Below are 15,400 nucleotides of genomic sequence, written 5' to 3'. Positions count from 1 at the left end.
ACAACTGTGATCCATTATTACAGTTAACTTGTACAAATAATAAAACATGTACAACAGGGAGAAAGATATGAGCATAAAATTGGGTGTCAGTGCATGTGTCATTGGAGACAATGTCCGTTTCGATAGCGGTCACAAACGTAATCAATTCATTTGTGAACAATTATCGCCGTTCATTGAGTTTGTCCCTGTTTGTCCAGAAGTCGGTATTGGCCTACCTGTCCCTCGTCCCACTATCCGACTTTTGGATCGTGGTGACGAGATTGGTATACGTTTGGTTGAGACGAAAAATGCGGACGTTGACCACACCGAGAAAATGGAAGCGTTCAGTCGCAAGAAGGCTGACCATCTCGCGACGATGGATCTGTGTGGGTATGTGGTATGCGCAAAGTCACCAACCTGTGGCATGGAACGCGTAAAGGTTTATCGCGAGAACGGCTACGTGTCGGCAGAAAAAATTGGTGTCGGCCTGTACACCAAACAACTGATGAAGCGCATGCCATGGTTGCCTATTGAAGAAGATGGTCGACTTCATGACCCAGTATTGCGTGAAAATTTCGTCTTCCGAATTTTCGCATTGAGAGATTTATACGATTCGATGGCAGAGGGGATTACTCGCCGTGCCATTGTTGAGTTTCATTCCCGTTACAAACTTGTACTGATGGCGCATAGCCCGCTAGATTACAAATCCTTGGGTAAATTTGTCGCCACTATTGCTGATCATGATATCGATGAATTCTATATCGAATATCGCACGTTGTTTATGCAAGCCATTGCCAATCGCGCTAGCCGAAAAAATAACACCAATGTACTAATGCATTTGCAAGGTTATTTCAAACGTGATTTGGACAAAAAGGAAAAAGAAGAACTGTCAGGGCTTATCCATTCTTATCGCCAAGGCATCATGCCTTTATTGGCACCATTAACGCTGATAAATCACCATCTACAGCAGCACCCAGATGACTATCTCCAACATCAGAGTTACCTAAACCCTTACCCAGAAAGTTTGAGATTGCGTTATGGGCTCTGACAAAACGCCATTAGCGATTGGTGAGGTGTCTGAGCGCACTGGCGTCAATACCGTCACGCTACGAGCATGGCAACGCCGATATGGGCTTTTAAAGCCACAACGAACGCCGAAAGGGCACCGATTATACAGTGAGCACGATGTTGAACGTATAAAAGAGATACTTTCATGGCTGCATAAAGGTGTTGCGGTTAGCCAAGTGAAACAGTTGTTAGGCAAACATGATGTGGTGAGTGCAGAGAGTGCACAAAACTTGCCGGAAGTCGCGATGCTGAAAGATGCTGTCATGCGGTTTGACGCAAGATTCGTCAATAATTGCCTGTCAGAACTGACTAAGAACTACCCCATATCGACGTTGAAAACGACAGTGCTTGATCCGTTAAGTGATTGGTTTAGCGAACAGAATACAGACGTAATGAAAATGTGCGATAGCTTCTGGTGTACTTCGCTGGCGTATGTGTTGGTTCATTGTTTGCATAACAATCAAAAAGCATCAACGAAGAAACCCTGCTGGATGGTTGCCGTACAAGGAAATAAAGCGCACCGAGTTTATCTTCATGCACTGTTGCTTCAATCCAAAGGTTACAGCGTCACTGTTGTGGAGGGGGCGGGTATAGGTTTAGCTGCTCTTCATAAAACGTTAATAGAACAACACACAGAGAAAATGGTTATCTATTCCGATTGTTCGTTTACGGCATCGTTAAAGCGCGAAGTTGAAAGTGTATTAGCGAGCACAGTGCTGATTACTGAACTGCTGGGAGAGTGTCGACTTATCCACCCCGAGCTGGTGAATTCAGCAACCCTGTCAGCGAAAGAAAATCTGGAGCATCAAAAATGAAGCTAGTTTGGTTCAGAAGAGATTTGCGAGTAAAAGACAACATTGCACTGACCGAAGCGTGCAAAAGTGGTGAGCCTGTTATGGCCATTTACTACGAAACGCCGATTCAGTGGAAATCTCATGGTATGGCTCCCATTCAGGCCGACCTAATCAGACGTCGTTTGATGGTGCTACAGCAAGATCTAGAAGCGCTCAATATCCCATTGCTGTTCCGGACTGTGAATACATTTAGTGACATTAATCCGTCATTGGCACAGCTTTGCCAACAGTATCAAATTGCTGATATTTATTGTATTCGTGACCATGAACTTGATGAAGTCAATCGCGATAATTCGATAGCAGGTCTTCTCAGTTTAACCAGCACTAAGCTCAATGTGTTTGATTACAAATGCATCTTCCCTCCAGGATCTGTCATTAATGGCGCGGGGAATGTCTATCGTGTTTTTACACCATTCAAAAAGGCGTGGATAGCAAGGTTACAACGCGAAAATGTGGCACCCATAGGAACACCTGAACCGGTTCAAATTAATGCTACTGTGCAGGCTTTATTGAAGCAGCCAAGCAGCATCGAGTTTCATTATCACCAAGATGATTCAGTGGGTTGGCCAATTGACGACAACACTATCATTCAGCGAATGCGTGATTTCTGCAGGTATCGCGTAGAGCAGTACGAAGCTTCAAGAGACTTTCCCGCTATTCCAGCGACTAGCCAACTTTCACCGTACTTGGCGATTGGTGCGATATCACCGCGACAGTGCCTAGCAAGGTTGTTTTCCGAAAACCAGAACTGCCTTGATAAGAGTGGTGGCGGTGCTCACGTATGGTTATCAGAGCTGATTTGGCGTGAGTTCTATCAGCATATTACTGCGTCTTACCCAGATATTAGTAAAGGAAAAGGCTTCCAGAGCTGGACTGATTCTATTACGTGGAATGGTGATGAGCTGCAATTCGCGCGATGGAAGCAAGGGCGAACGGGCTTTCCTATCGTCGATGCGGCGATGCGTCAGTTGAACGAAACCGGTTGGATGCATAACAGACTAAGAATGATTGTGGCGAGCTTCCTCGTAAAGGATTTGCACATTGATTGGCGCTGGGGAGAAAAGTACTTCATGTCCAAGCTGATTGATGGCGATTTTGCTGCCAACAACGGTGGTTGGCAATGGTCTGCATCCGTCGGCACTGATGCCCAACCTTATTTTCGTGTCTTTAATCCCACCGCACAGAGTAAGAAGTTTGATCCAAACGTGCGATTTATCCGTAGATGGTTGAAAGAATTAGAATCAGTTCCTGATGAAGCATTGCATGAGCCTCACCGCTGGGCAGAAAAACAAGGAATTGATTTAGCTTATCCGCGTCCGATTGTTGATCATAAGGCCGCACGAGAGACTGCCATCTCCATGTTTGAAATGGCGAAGTCGCAACAGAATACCCAAAGGGCTGAATCATGATGCAAGCAGCGACTCCACAACAAGACACACTCAATCGATTCATCTCGATATATACGTCGCTAAGCAAAGACAATTTGAACTCTCTCGACGCGATTTATAGCGAAGACGTGGTGTTTGAAGACCCAGCACACCGCATTGAAGGTTATGACAATTTAGCGCGCTACTTCGAATCTATGTACACCAACGTGACTGACTGCCGCTTTGATATTCATGATCACGCTGTAAACGGCGACATTGCTTTTATCAGTTGGACGATGACCCTGTCCCATCCCAAGTTGTCTGGTGGCGCGGAGAGGTCTGTTGAAGGCTGTTCAAAGCTAGTACTGAAAGAGGGGCGAGTTATTCGGCATCGTGATTATTTTGATCTTGGCGAAATGCTTTATGAAGCACTCCCTGTGCTGGGCGCTGCGGTCAAAATGATCAAGAAGAGATTGGGACAATGAAGCGGGTTCTGATCACGGGTGCGTCGTCAGGTATTGGCCTACAGCTTGCAAAAGACTACGCAAATGACGGCTGGCATGTGGTGGCGTGTGGTCGCAACGTTGAGCAACTTAATCTCTGGTCAAAAGGTAGTGACGCTGTCACAATTCTAAGCTTCGATGTAACAAATGAAATTGAAACTAAAGAAGTTTTAGGTAATATCGAATCTCCCTGTGATTTGATTATTCTCAATGCAGGAACGTGTGAATACATCGATAACGGTCATATTGATGTTGCGTTGTTCAAGCGTGTCTTTGACATCAATGTTTTTGGGCTTCTCAACTGTATTCAAGCATTGCAGGACACGTTTTCTGCTCAAACACACTTAGCGTTGATGGGATCGACGGCATCATATTTGGGTTTACCTCGCGCTGAAGCATATGGCGCATCAAAGGCGGCCGTTTCGTACTTGGCGAAAACATTAACGATTGACTTGGAACCTAAGGGTGTGACGGTGTCACTTGTTTCGCCAGGGTTCGTTAAAACACCACTGACGGATAAGAATGATTTTCCGATGCCAATGCTTGTCACGCCTAAAGAGGCATCATTGGCTATTCGTCAGGGGTTAGAAAAGAAGAAAAGTGAAGTCCATTTCCCCAAGAAGTTCACCTTTTTCCTCAAGCTGATCGCTTCATTACCCATGGCATTACAACTTGCTGTGATAAGAAAAATAACAAGGAAAGCACAATGAAAATTGCAATTATCGGTTCTGGCATTTCAGGGCTAACTTGTGCGCATTATTTGCACAAAGAGCATGACATTACGCTGTTTGAAGCGAACAACTATATTGGCGGACATACAGCGACGGTTGATGTCGAAGTGGCTAGTGGCAAATATGCTATTGATACAGGCTTTATTGTCTTTAATGATCGCACTTATCCTAACTTCCAAAATCTAATGGCAGACATTGGAATGGGCGCTCAGGAATCAGAAATGAGCTTTAGTGTGCGCAATGATGACAATGGCCTTGAGTACAACGGTCACAGCATGGGCTCTTTGTTTGCTCAAAAGCGAAACTTGCTTAACCCTAAGTTCTACAAATTTATCTCTGAAATTCTGCGATTCAACAAAGAAGCGCGTGAGGCGTATACCATCGCAACGCATGGCGATCCGCTGATTGAACAAACGTTGGGTGATTTCCTCTCGCGTCGCGATTTTAGCGAGTATTTCTGTCAGAACTACATTTTGCCAATGGGTGCGGCGATTTGGTCATCGACCTTGTCAGATATGCGCGCATTCCCGCTCAAATTCTTTCTTCGCTTCTTCCAAAACCACGGCCTGTTAAACGTTACTAATCGGCCGCAATGGTATGTGATTCCGGGTGGCTCTCGAGAATACGTGCGTAAGATGGTTCCTGCTTTTGAAGACCGCATCAAACTCAATGCTGGCATTAAACATGTTGAGCGTTTCTCTGATCATGTTGTGGTTGTTACAGAGAACGGCGAATACGACTTTGACCAAGTGATTTTCGCCTGTCACAGCGACCAGGCTTTGGCGCTATTGCAAAAGCCAACGAAAGATGAGCAGCGCGTTTTGGGTAGCATTGATTATCAAGACAACGACGTTGTTCTGCATACCGATATCAGTGTGTTACCACGTCGGAAAGCCGCCTGGGCTAGCTGGAACTACTCCCTTGGTGGACGTTCAGGTCGAGAAGAGCGCCCGGCAGCCCTAAGTTACAACATGAATATCCTGCAAGGTATCGACGCACCAGAAACTTTCTGTGTGACCTTGAATCAATCTGACAACATTGATCCTTCCAAGATCTTGCGCAAATTTGTTTATGCCCATCCCGTGTTTGACCAAAAATGCATTGAAGCACAGAAGCATCGTGAGCTTATCTCTGGCGAAAACTTGAGTTGGTTCTGTGGTGCGTACTGGTACAACGGCTTTCATGAAGACGGTGTACGCAGTGCATTGGATGTTGTTAACGGTGTCCACGCATTGCCAGTTCCGCTGCGGAGCGCGTCATGAGTGCCGAATCATTAAGTGGTTTGTATGTGGGGAGTGTCCGCCATCGTCGGTTCACGCCAGTAAAACATGGTTTTACTTATCCTATGTTCATGCCCTTGATTGATTTGGATGAAATAGAAGAGCTATCACAGAAAGTGAGAGGGTTCTCTCTTAAGAAATGGGGTGTCGCAAGTTTTTACCGTCCTGATTATATGGAAGGACGCACAGATACCCAACAAGCAGTACAAGACAAAGTGTTTGCTTTGACAGGCAAGCGTTACACCGGAAAAGTGCTCGCGTTGTGTCACTTGCGTTATTTCGGGCTGTACTTTAGCCCAGTCAATTTCTACTACTTGTACGACAGAGATGGCAACTGGTGTTACATGTTGGCTGAGGTCAGTAATACGCCATGGAATCAACGCCATTATTATGCGATTCCGGCTGGTAAGCACTGGGAGAATGACAAGGCGTTCCACGTATCTCCCTTTAATCCGATTGAACAGAAGTACGTTTGGAAATTGCGTCCGATTAACAAAGTCGCGTTCATTCATCTCGAAACGCATCGAGAGGGGCGCGAGTTCGACGCCACGCTTGCGATGTCGAAGAAGCCTTTTTCTTCATCTGAACTTTCCAAACTTATCGTAAGAACGCCCGTGATGACGGTTAAAGTTGTCGCCTCAATCTATTGGCAAGCGTTAAAGCTTTGGATAAAAGGCGCACCACTTTATACCCATACCGCACAGGCAAAGGAGTGAATATGTATTCTAGCGAAATTGAATCGACAACGTGGCCTGTAACGAAGAAAGACACGTTTGCCCGCAGCATGCTCCTATCTACCTTTGGGCATATAGAAGGCGTCGCTTTGACATTGGTTGACTATGACGGTCAAACCCAACAGCTAGGCGACATGAATGCAGAATTGCATGCCGAAATCATTGTGCGCCATCCGGGTTTTTATCGCCGAGTATTGAGCGGTGGAAGTATCGGCGCCTCAGAGGCTTACGTCGACGGCTGGTGGGATTCGCCAGATTTGACCAATGTGATTCGCGCGGTGTGTCGCAACTTGCCCGCGTTAGATCGCCTTGAAAGCAAAGTGGGTTGGATTGCAAATATTGCTCAAAAGTTTGCGCATTGGAAAAACAGAAACACCAAAGAAAACTCTCGTACCAACATTTCGGCACATTACGACCTTGGAAACGATCTTTATGAACGTTTCCTCGACAAAGAAATGCTCTATTCAAGCGCTATCTATGAAAACGACACGGATACGTTGGAAAGCGCCCAGTTTGAGAAAATGGACCGATTGTGCCGCGAATTGAGATTGCAACCCAGTGATCATCTTGTCGAAATAGGCACAGGTTGGGGTGGCATGGCCATTCACGCTGCCAAGCATTACGGATGCAAAGTGACCACGACAACCATCTCCAATGAGCAATACGAATGGGCGAAGAGTCGCGTTGAGCAAGAAGGGCTGTCAGGTCAAATAACCTTGCTGAAAGAAGATTATCGCGATCTCGAAGGGCAATTTGACAAGCTTGTGTCGATTGAAATGATTGAAGCGGTGGGCAAAACGTATCTGACGACCTACATCAAGAAGTGTCAGTCTTTGCTGAAACCGAATGGTTTGATGGCGATTCAATCAATTACCATCGCCGATCAACGCTATGACTACTACAGCAGTAACGTCGACTTCATTCAAAAACACATTTTCCCAGGTGGCTTCCTTCCGTCAGTGAATGTACTGCTTGAACACTTTACACGTGAGAGCGATCTGGTTGCGCGCGATTTGAAAGATATTGGTTTGGATTACGCGCGCACGCTAAAAGATTGGCACGCAAGGTTCAACGATAAGCATGCGGAGCTTAGTGAACTTGGGTATGACGATCGTTTTGCTCGCCTATGGCGTTACTATTTCTGCTACTGCGAAGGGGGTTTCCGCGAACGCACCATCAGCACAGTACAGCTTGTACTGAGCCGTCCCGACTGGCGCGAGTAACTGCACCAAAAAACTCAATTAATCAGGGGGCAGAACATGCGTATTATCCTAGTTTCATTAGCATTTAACCTATATTGGTTCGCTGCAGTGGTTGGGCAAAACAGCTTTCTTCCTCTTCTTGTATTGGTTTTGATTGCGTCGATGTTTATTGACCGCGGCGTGATCATCGCCATTCCTCTGTTCGCATTGATCGGCATTGCTGGTGATAGCGTACTGATGTCTAGCCAATTCTTGGTATTCGATACGCCGTTTCTTCCTTTATGGCTTTGCTTACTTTGGGCGGGTTTTGGTGCTTATCTGTGGCTAATCAAAGATTGGATTTTAGATAAGAATATTGGCGTGTTGATTGGGGCCGGCTCTATTGGTGGCGCAGTGAGTTATCTCGGCGGTGAGCGGTTGGGCGCAGTATCGTTTGGACAGCCGTATTGGACAACAGTTGCCGTGCTGGCCATTGGATGGGCGGTATACAGCGTGTTGTTTCTATTGTTGTTGAAATACTTCCAGTCGAAGGGGGAAGTATGGTTTCTTTCACGTTCGGTTTCAGTAAAAAAATGACATTTCTTGGCTTGGCAGGTCCATTGGCGCTGCTGACGTCTTTGTCGTCCTATGCCTTTATTGGCTCTAGCACAGGGCAGCCTGCGAGCGTTGCCGTGCCGTTGACCAGTGCAGTCACGAAGGGGCTATCGGAAAACACCTCAGATAAAAAAGAGCAGTGGATGTGGTGGAAGCCTGTTGGTTCCGCTTCATTGTCATGGGGTTTCTGGAAAATATACGACAGTGAGCTTCGCACTCCAGCGGGAGTATATAATCCCGAATCCCCTCTGCCCTTGGCGCTGGTGATCACCTATGACCGGGATATCGATGCCGACGATTTGCTCGATGCGACCGTCGAACAATGGGAGCACCTTGGATTCTCTGCCGACACCATTGCGAGTTGGGATCCGCAAATGAAAAATGCGTGGCCAAACGTCAAAGAAGGCGATCGCCTTATCTACGTTCTGGAAAGCAGTGGCGGTGCATTTTTTTACCAGCCCAAACAAGGCCAGCCCAAACCGTATGCAACATTGAAAGACATACCTTTAGCCCAAGCGTTTGCTGATATCTGGCTGTCTCCGAAAACCGCTTACCCATCACTTCGTTTAGCTCTCATTGGAGGAAAATAAACGTGAGAAAACTCGCCATTATAGGGGTATTTTTCCTTACGCTCATCGGCTGCTCAAGCTCGATTGAAGATTACAAAAACACCACGCCAGCGTTTAACCTCTTTGAATATTTTGACGGAGAGGTCAAAGCTTGGGGGATGGTGCAAGACTATACAGGCAAACAAACTCGTCGCTTTGATGTTGATATCAAAGGTACGGTTGTAGGTAGCGTGATAACACTGGATGAAGACTTTTTGTTTGATGATGGTGAAACACAAAAGCGTATTTGGACGATCACTCGTCTAGAGGATGGCAGTTATCAAGGTACAGCGGGTGATGTGGTTGGTATCGCGTCTGGGCGTGAAGAAGGCAATGCACTCAATTGGGTGTATGACCTCAACGTTGACGTGGGTGACAGTACCTATGTGCTTACGCTCGATGATTGGCTATTCCGCCAAGATGAAAAGCGTGCATTTAACCTGACTTCGATGAGAAAATTCGGTGTAGAAGTAGGGCGAATTTCGATCTTCTTTGAAAAGCAGGACTAACCCGCACCTCTCGCCATGCCGATCACTCTTTGTAAAATCCGCCGTAGTAATAGCGGGATACCGTCTTCATGATGCTGCTCCGTATACGCAATAATCGCGAGAGCAGCATCAGGCTTAGCATACTTTTTTAGCGCTTTGCTGATGATTTTCTTCGGCGCAATATGATGCATGTTGTCATCAATGTTTGCCATTTCTCTAAACAACGGCTCGTAACCATGACGGAAAAGGTAGTGCTCGATATCTCGGTCGGGCAATAGAGTCAGTCGATGGCTTTCTTGATCGCCATTCAGCATTTTCCGCGCGGCGTACGCGTATTTTTGTCCCGCCATATCGCCATCGGCAATCAGGTGCCATTCAATCCCCAATATAATCGCGAGCTTGATCAGGGGTTTAAGCCCACTTTGGGCAAATTCAATCAGTTGAACCCCTTCTGCTGACAGGTCATAACCTTGGAGCCTTGCTAATTCACTGAAAAGCCATATCTCGGTTTCGCCTTCGACCAAAAGCCAACATCGAGCAAACAATGCGCTTGGACGATGAAAGCGAACATGAAAAGACACGCGACGTTCCTCGTCTTTACTCAAACATCCTTTAGGCACTTGAAATGATTCTGTTTGCGTTGAACCTCTTTCTAAGCGCCGAATACTCGTGAGAGGAACGGCTGATAGTAAATCGCCGCTGTTTGTAGTGATGATTTTCTGCATTGGCATTAACGCAATTAAGCGCCAAGCCTGATTGAGTAACGTGGGGTGCAACCGGCTTTCAGGGTCTTCAAAAATCACAATTGGGCGAGCGTTTGGCCTAAGTTGTTTTGGGCCGCGCGCGCGAACAAAAGTGCTAAGTAGTCCCATGAGTAACAAACGGCTTTGGTTGGATGTGTTACGCGCCACCAGTTCTAGCGGGTGAATGTTGCTGGCCCGCATGTTGAGGTGTCGTGACGGCTCAATATCTGAAGGTGACCGGTTGTGGCTATCAAACGCAAAATAGTGGTCGAGTAGCGTCCGCATGGCTTTAATGCCACTGCGCACTTCGCCTTTGTTCACATGCCCAGGCATGTGCTGTAATCGCTTAACCGTATTTTCTAACCGCTTTTCTAGCCGAGTTTTGTTGCCATTTAGGTCGAGTTCTATATCACGTAAACGACGCGCATCCTGCATACGAATAATGGGATGAAGCAGCGCAAGTTGTTTGGCGAGATGTTGTTGGTTTTCCAGCGAAATGATGTTTCCGGTTTCATCAAGAAAATCGCGAGTGACGTTGATCTTCCCGTCGTCGTGCAATGCATTGATGTGAAAATCGAGTTGGCGAAGGCCTTCTTCATTGGTCTTGTTCCATACCTGATTGAACTGTCGGTAGCGACGGGCGCGGTGTTCACCCGAATAGCTTTCAACCCAGCGAAGAATGATTTGGATTTGATTCGTTTGCGCATTTCCCAATGTGTGGTCGATGTGAAAATCTTTGCGCTCGAATGTATAAGGGTCACCTGTAGAGGGTAACGAAAGAGACAGTGCATCCAGCAAAGAGCTTTTGCCCCACGCGTTCTCACCGATAAGGACCGTCACCTCGTCAAGACTGAGCGAAAGCCGTCGAATACCGCGAAAACCTGATATTTCAATACGATCTAACTTCATAGCCACCTCATTCCTAAGGGTAAGACAGATGAAGACACAGTGGCGATGTATTCATCACGAATTTGCGGATCAGGAAAAAATTTCTGTTCTCATTCAGTGGATTGTGCCAGATTGAGGCGAAATGAATATTCGCTCGCTATCTTCAGACGAATACTTATAGAGCTAAGTCAGGTCATTTACGTTGATGACAGTGTTGTGGCTGTCCTGGTGGCAAAACTAATCACCTGTCTTTAATAACCCTGACTCTATACAAGGAACGAGTATCACCATGTTATCTTTCGAAGCACTGCAGGTTCTAGACGCCATTGACCGTAAAGGGAGCTTTGCTGCGGCTGCAGATTCGTTGAATCGTGCGCCCTCGTCTTTGAGTTATCAGGTCCAAAAACTAGAACAAGAGTTGGACTTAGTGATTTTTGATCGTTCTGGACATAAAGCCGCGTTTACTGATGCTGGAAGATTGCTGTTAGAGCGAGGCCGGATACTGATCAATGCCGCCGATGAAATGGTTGCCGACGCCAAATCCCTTGCGCACGGCTGGGAGTTAGATATTACGATTGCATTCGATGGTTTGTTAACCGCAAGACAGTTTTTCCCGCTGGTGGAGCAACTTGGTCGTGAATCAAATACTCGTGTCCGGCTGCAAGAGGAAATATTGGCAGGGTCGTGGGAGGCGTTACATGATGATCGCGCCGACATTCTTATTAGCCCCAAGCCCCCAACGATTCCTTTAGGTGTGAAAATTCAAGAGCTGGGCTATTCCGATGGTTACTGGATAGCAGCACCCGATCATCCTATTCACAAGCACAGCAACCCGTTTGATCCTGAAACGCGGCGTTTGTATCGCAGTATTTCTGTGGCTGACACCGCCCGCAGTGCGAAAACATACACCTTCAATATATTGGACGAACAGCCGAGGCTCACGGTCAGCTCCATGACAGAGAAGTATCACGCTATTCTTGATGGATATGGTATTGGCACAATGCCTTTATGGTGGATTGAAAAAGACATTGAGGAAGGGCGTTTAAAAGTGATTGAAGGGAGTGAAATTTACCAGCTCCATTGGGTGATGGCATGGAAGAGAAATCGAATGGGTAACGCGAAAGGCTGGTTGGTAAGACAAATACCGAAAGTACTAAAAATGATTCAACCTGTTCGTGAAGAAAACGTAGATTAGATTCTTGGTAATAATTGACGGAGCAACACCATGATCAGACATATCCTGCTGGTGAAATTTAAGCCCGAATCCAACGAAGCCGATTTTGGTGAGATCCGTGAAGAGTTTGCTTCCATGACAGAGCGAGTGGAAGGCGTGGAGTCTGTTGAATGGGGCGAGAATGATAGCCCTGAGGGAAAGAATCAAGGATTTACGCATGTCATTTTGATGACTCTGAAAGACGAAGCCGCCCGTCAGCGCTATTTGGTCGACCCTGAGCATGACGCATTAAAAGAAGTGTTTGGCCCGCATATCGAAGATATTATCGTGGTGGACTACAGCCTAGTTGCTGAATTGCACGACTAGCCAAGCGTCATTTCATACTCAAACGAACCAAAGAATAAAAGGCTGCATTAGTATGCAGCCTTTTTCGTTTAACGTTATTCTTGATAAGAAAATGAATTGGTTACAGCATCATATCCATATCAACGATGCCATCTTGTATTTGGACATCAATGCTGAATCCCACTTTTTGTGCCAAGGCGATCATTCCTGAGTTAGACGGCATGGTCATGCCGTTGATACGTTTTAAGCCGCTTTGGCGTCCGTACTCGATGACCTTGTCCATTAAGATCCTGCCCAATCCCATGCCTTTGAGATCAGAACGCACCAATACGGCGAACTCAGCATCCGTATGTGATGGGTTTGCCAGCGCACGTACTACGCCGAGAATTTCATCTTCGCCATTGGGCGCACGAAAGACCGCCACGAAGGCCATTTCACGGTCGTAATCAATCTGTGTGAGATTGGCTAAGGCTTCATGGTTCAACTCTCCGACATCAGAGAAGAAGCGCTTATACAGGTCTTCCACAGACACACGTTCCACAAAGGATTTATGGTTAGGTTCATCTTCAGGAAGAATAGGGCGCAGCAATATTTTGCGTCCGTCTTTGAGGGCCGCACTCTGCTCCAACTCTTTTGGATAAGGCCGAATCGCGAGACGAGTATTGGCGTCTCCTTCAAACGGTGACAATTTGATGGAAGCATCCAGAACGGTAAAGCTGTCGCCTGTGACAAGCAAGGGGTGGATATCCAACTCCGTGATTTCAGGGTAATCGATTACGACCTGTGACAGTGTCACTAAAAAGTGGCAAAGTGAGTTCACATCAATGTTATAAGGATGACCACGTTGACGTAATTTGCCCGCTTTGAGTGCACCAATCACTAGGTAACGCGCCAACGCCATATTAAGCGGTGGAATAGCAACGGCTGCGTCACGGTTTACATTCCACTCGCTGCCGCCTTCGCCCAGCAAAATGACAGGGCCAAAAACGGGGTCGTGACGAACACAAACCCTAAGTTCTTGCGAACCGGCACGGTTGGCCATCGCTTGAATTTGTAACCCTTCAATGCGTGCGGTTGGATAAGACAGCGACATACGATTGAGCATCAATTGGGCGGCATTGGCGACTTCGGTGGCATTGTTCAGATCGAGCATGACGCCGTTAACGTCAGACTTGTGAGCAATGTCTGGCGAACGTAGCTTAACGGCAACGGGATACCCCACTTGCTCTGTGATTTGAGCGGCTTCCGCAGCGTCAGCAGCCAACCATGTTGCCATTACATTGATGCCATATTTTGAAAGAAACGGCCTTGCTTCGTGGGTAGTCAATGAGGTTAATTGGCTGTCTAGCGCTTGCTGGATAAAGGCACGACCGCCTTCTACATCGTATTCGATCTGTCCAATGGAAGTTGGCGTTTCCATTAATTGTTTTTGGTTTCGACGGTATTCGACCAAGTGCATGAATGCGGTAACGGCACTTTCTGGTGTGCGATACGCAGGAAATCCTGCATGGGCAAAGGCCAAACGCGCCACTGTCGCGTCATCACTCTCACCTTGCCAATTGGTCAATATATTAAATCGTTTGGCGCGGGGGTTGTTCTTTAGCATTTCTGCCAGCGCTTTAGCGGTTTTCAATCCGGGAGCGGTGACCGACGGAGAATGAAGGATCAGCAAGGCATCTGCTTCATCACTTTCAAGTAAAATCTCCGTAGCTTTCTTGTAGCGCTCTATGTCGGCATCGCCAACGATATCAAGTGGATTGCCTTGCGACCAACTCACCGGTAACACTTTGCCGAGTTTTTCGATGGTTTCTTCGCTCAGGACTGCCAATTTGCCGCCCATTTCCATCAATGTATCCACCGCCATGACGGCTGGGCCGCCGCCATTCGAAATGATGGCTAATCGTTCCCCGCGAAGCGGCACTGAATGGGAAAGTGTTTCTACTGCGGCAAATAACTCATGCGTCGTATTTACGCGAAGCATGCCCGAACGTCGAATCGCGGCATCGTATGCACCATCTAGACCCGGCAAGCTTTCTGATAAGTGGGGGAGAGCCGCGGCCCCTTCTGGCGTACGGCCGCTTTTTAACACCAACACACGACGGTTTCGAGATGCAGCACGAGCCGCAGATATAAATGCCCTTGCGTCCTGAATGTTGTCGATATAAAGCAGAATTGCATCGGTTTTGCTTTCTCGGCTCAGGTAGTCAAGCAGTTCGGGAAAATCGATATCACTCGCTTCCCCTAACGAAATAAAAGTTGAAAACCCAATGCGTCGGTTTCTTGCCCAGTCCAAAATCGTGGTACATACCGCTGCCGACTGAGAAACAAACGCAATGTTGCCACGGTTGGCGGGGATGGGCGAAAACGACGCGTTCAGATTTAGCCAAGGAAGGATTAAACCAAGACTATTGGGGCCGATAACACGCATGTCGTATTGCGATGCGATCTCGCGCATGATGTCGAATTCAGTACGTCCATCTTGGTTGATGCATTTTTTCATGCCCGCTGCCAAAATGATGGCAACCTTCACGCCTTTTTCCCCCAACTGACGAATAAGCTCACTGTTTTTATCTGCTTGTGTACAGAGTACAGCCATGTCGGGAATCAAGGGTAAGGCATTGATCGTTGGATATGCGAGAATCCCCGCGACAGCTTGATATTTTGGTGTGACAGGCATTATGGGGCCTTGAAACCCACCTGATTGGAGATTACGGATAATCACATTACCCGCACGGCCTGGTGTATCAGAAGCGCCAATGACAGCGATTGATTTTGGTTTAAAAAGCATATCTAGGCCGAGCATGTGCATCTCCTGAGGCATCTGAGGTTACTCGTTTATATC

General features: G+C 47.0%; 15 protein-coding genes. 13 read left to right on the top strand and 2 right to left on the bottom strand.

Annotated features, from left to right (window positions below; genetic code table 11):
• Positions 1-67 precede the first annotated feature (67 nt).
• Genes ACED36_RS00510 through ACED36_RS00460 form a run of 11 tightly spaced genes read left to right on the top strand, consistent with a single transcriptional unit; the run spans position 68 to position 9,429 of the window.
• Complete coding sequence (locus tag ACED36_RS00510) at positions 68-1,027, top strand: DUF523 and DUF1722 domain-containing protein (RefSeq protein ID WP_016958690.1); 960 nt, start codon at positions 68-70, stop codon at positions 1,025-1,027.
• On the top strand, positions 1,017-1,862 hold the full coding sequence (locus tag ACED36_RS00505) for a MerR family transcriptional regulator (protein ID WP_016958691.1): 846 nt from the start codon (positions 1,017-1,019) through the stop codon (positions 1,860-1,862). Before ACED36_RS00510 ends, ACED36_RS00505 begins: the two co-directional genes overlap by 11 nt.
• The gene (phrB, locus tag ACED36_RS00500; protein WP_371732552.1) at positions 1,859-3,310 is read left to right on the top strand and encodes a deoxyribodipyrimidine photo-lyase; all 1,452 of its coding nucleotides are present in this window, start codon (positions 1,859-1,861) and stop codon (positions 3,308-3,310) included. Before ACED36_RS00505 ends, phrB begins: the two co-directional genes overlap by 4 nt.
• Complete coding sequence (locus ACED36_RS00495) at positions 3,307-3,753, top strand: nuclear transport factor 2 family protein (protein WP_016958693.1); 447 nt, start codon at positions 3,307-3,309, stop codon at positions 3,751-3,753. Before phrB ends, ACED36_RS00495 begins: the two co-directional genes overlap by 4 nt.
• Positions 3,750-4,481 carry an SDR family NAD(P)-dependent oxidoreductase gene (locus ACED36_RS00490; RefSeq protein WP_371732551.1) on the top strand — a complete coding sequence of 244 codons (732 nt, stop codon included), beginning with the start codon at positions 3,750-3,752 and terminating at the stop codon, positions 4,479-4,481. The genes ACED36_RS00495 and ACED36_RS00490 overlap by 4 nt, the downstream gene beginning before the upstream one ends.
• Entirely contained in the window at positions 4,478-5,764 is a 1,287-nt protein-coding gene (locus ACED36_RS00485; RefSeq protein WP_371732550.1) for an NAD(P)/FAD-dependent oxidoreductase, read from the top strand. The genes ACED36_RS00490 and ACED36_RS00485 overlap by 4 nt, the downstream gene beginning before the upstream one ends.
• Positions 5,761-6,498, top strand: coding sequence for a DUF1365 domain-containing protein (locus ACED36_RS00480; RefSeq protein ID WP_017003480.1), 738 nt, complete (start codon positions 5,761-5,763; stop codon positions 6,496-6,498). The genes ACED36_RS00485 and ACED36_RS00480 overlap by 4 nt, the downstream gene beginning before the upstream one ends.
• Before the next feature lie 2 nt (positions 6,499-6,500).
• A complete protein-coding gene (locus ACED36_RS00475; protein ID WP_017003481.1) occupies positions 6,501-7,739 on the top strand; it encodes a cyclopropane-fatty-acyl-phospholipid synthase family protein in 1,239 nt (412 codons plus the stop codon).
• A 36-nt stretch (positions 7,740-7,775) separates the two neighbouring features.
• Positions 7,776-8,294 carry a DUF2878 domain-containing protein gene (locus ACED36_RS00470; RefSeq protein WP_017003482.1) on the top strand — a complete coding sequence of 173 codons (519 nt, stop codon included), beginning with the start codon at positions 7,776-7,778 and terminating at the stop codon, positions 8,292-8,294.
• Positions 8,258-8,902, top strand: a complete 645-nt coding sequence (locus tag ACED36_RS00465; protein ID WP_016958699.1) for a hypothetical protein — start codon at positions 8,258-8,260, stop codon at positions 8,900-8,902. Before ACED36_RS00470 ends, ACED36_RS00465 begins: the two co-directional genes overlap by 37 nt.
• Before the next feature lie 2 nt (positions 8,903-8,904).
• Positions 8,905-9,429 carry a DUF3833 domain-containing protein gene (locus ACED36_RS00460; protein WP_016958700.1) on the top strand — a complete coding sequence of 175 codons (525 nt, stop codon included), beginning with the start codon at positions 8,905-8,907 and terminating at the stop codon, positions 9,427-9,429.
• On the opposite strand, the gene ACED36_RS00455 is transcribed toward ACED36_RS00460, so the two are convergent.
• Positions 9,426-11,060, bottom strand: coding sequence for a DUF2813 domain-containing protein (locus ACED36_RS00455; protein ID WP_016958701.1), 1,635 nt, complete (start codon positions 11,058-11,060; stop codon positions 9,426-9,428). The genes ACED36_RS00460 and ACED36_RS00455 overlap by 4 nt on opposite strands.
• A 268-nt stretch (positions 11,061-11,328) precedes the next feature.
• Here ACED36_RS00455 and ACED36_RS00450 point away from each other — a divergent pair, with 268 nt between their 5' ends.
• Together ACED36_RS00450 and ACED36_RS00445 are read left to right on the top strand one after the other, a co-directional pair.
• On the top strand, positions 11,329-12,234 hold the full coding sequence (locus tag ACED36_RS00450) for a LysR family transcriptional regulator (RefSeq protein WP_371732549.1): 906 nt from the start codon (positions 11,329-11,331) through the stop codon (positions 12,232-12,234).
• A gap of 30 nt (positions 12,235-12,264) precedes the next feature.
• Positions 12,265-12,579 (top strand): Dabb family protein, encoded by a 315-nt coding sequence (locus tag ACED36_RS00445; RefSeq protein WP_016958703.1) that lies wholly within the window; start codon positions 12,265-12,267, stop codon positions 12,577-12,579.
• A gap of 100 nt (positions 12,580-12,679) precedes the next feature.
• On the opposite strand, the gene ACED36_RS00440 is transcribed toward ACED36_RS00445, so the two are convergent.
• On the bottom strand, positions 12,680-15,361 hold the full coding sequence (locus ACED36_RS00440) for a bifunctional acetate--CoA ligase family protein/GNAT family N-acetyltransferase (protein ID WP_016958704.1): 2,682 nt from the start codon (positions 15,359-15,361) through the stop codon (positions 12,680-12,682).
• Between the last annotated feature and the right edge of the window lie 39 nt (positions 15,362-15,400).

The sequence above is a fragment of the Enterovibrio sp. FF113 genome (assembly GCF_041439165.1).
In the GTDB taxonomy this organism is placed as follows: Bacteria; Pseudomonadota; Gammaproteobacteria; order Enterobacterales; family Vibrionaceae; genus Enterovibrio; species Enterovibrio norvegicus_A.
The sequence above is the reverse complement of the archived record's forward strand: the minus strand, read 5'-3'. Positions and strand labels throughout refer to the sequence as shown.

Excerpts from the sequence above, each read along its gene's own strand:
- ACED36_RS00510 (WP_016958690.1), top strand. The coding sequence starts at position 68 with ATGAGCATAAAATTGGGTGTCAGTGCATGTGTCATTGGAGACAATGTC.
- ACED36_RS00505 (WP_016958691.1), top strand. The coding sequence starts at position 1,017 with ATGGGCTCTGACAAAACGCCATTAGCGATTGGTGAGGTGTCTGAGCGC.
- phrB (WP_371732552.1), top strand. The coding sequence starts at position 1,859 with ATGAAGCTAGTTTGGTTCAGAAGAGATTTGCGAGTAAAAGACAACATT.
- ACED36_RS00495 (WP_016958693.1), top strand. The coding sequence starts at position 3,307 with ATGATGCAAGCAGCGACTCCACAACAAGACACACTCAATCGATTCATC.
- ACED36_RS00490 (WP_371732551.1), top strand. The coding sequence starts at position 3,750 with ATGAAGCGGGTTCTGATCACGGGTGCGTCGTCAGGTATTGGCCTACAG.
- ACED36_RS00485 (WP_371732550.1), top strand. The coding sequence starts at position 4,478 with ATGAAAATTGCAATTATCGGTTCTGGCATTTCAGGGCTAACTTGTGCG.
- ACED36_RS00480 (WP_017003480.1), top strand. The coding sequence starts at position 5,761 with ATGAGTGCCGAATCATTAAGTGGTTTGTATGTGGGGAGTGTCCGCCAT.
- ACED36_RS00475 (WP_017003481.1), top strand. The coding sequence starts at position 6,501 with ATGTATTCTAGCGAAATTGAATCGACAACGTGGCCTGTAACGAAGAAA.
- ACED36_RS00470 (WP_017003482.1), top strand. The coding sequence starts at position 7,776 with ATGCGTATTATCCTAGTTTCATTAGCATTTAACCTATATTGGTTCGCT.
- ACED36_RS00465 (WP_016958699.1), top strand. The coding sequence starts at position 8,258 with ATGGTTTCTTTCACGTTCGGTTTCAGTAAAAAAATGACATTTCTTGGC.
- ACED36_RS00455 (WP_016958701.1), bottom strand. The coding sequence starts at position 11,060 with ATGAAGTTAGATCGTATTGAAATATCAGGTTTTCGCGGTATTCGACGG.
- ACED36_RS00450 (WP_371732549.1), top strand. The coding sequence starts at position 11,329 with ATGTTATCTTTCGAAGCACTGCAGGTTCTAGACGCCATTGACCGTAAA.
- ACED36_RS00445 (WP_016958703.1), top strand. The coding sequence starts at position 12,265 with ATGATCAGACATATCCTGCTGGTGAAATTTAAGCCCGAATCCAACGAA.
- ACED36_RS00440 (WP_016958704.1), bottom strand. The coding sequence starts at position 15,361 with ATGCTCGGCCTAGATATGCTTTTTAAACCAAAATCAATCGCTGTCATT.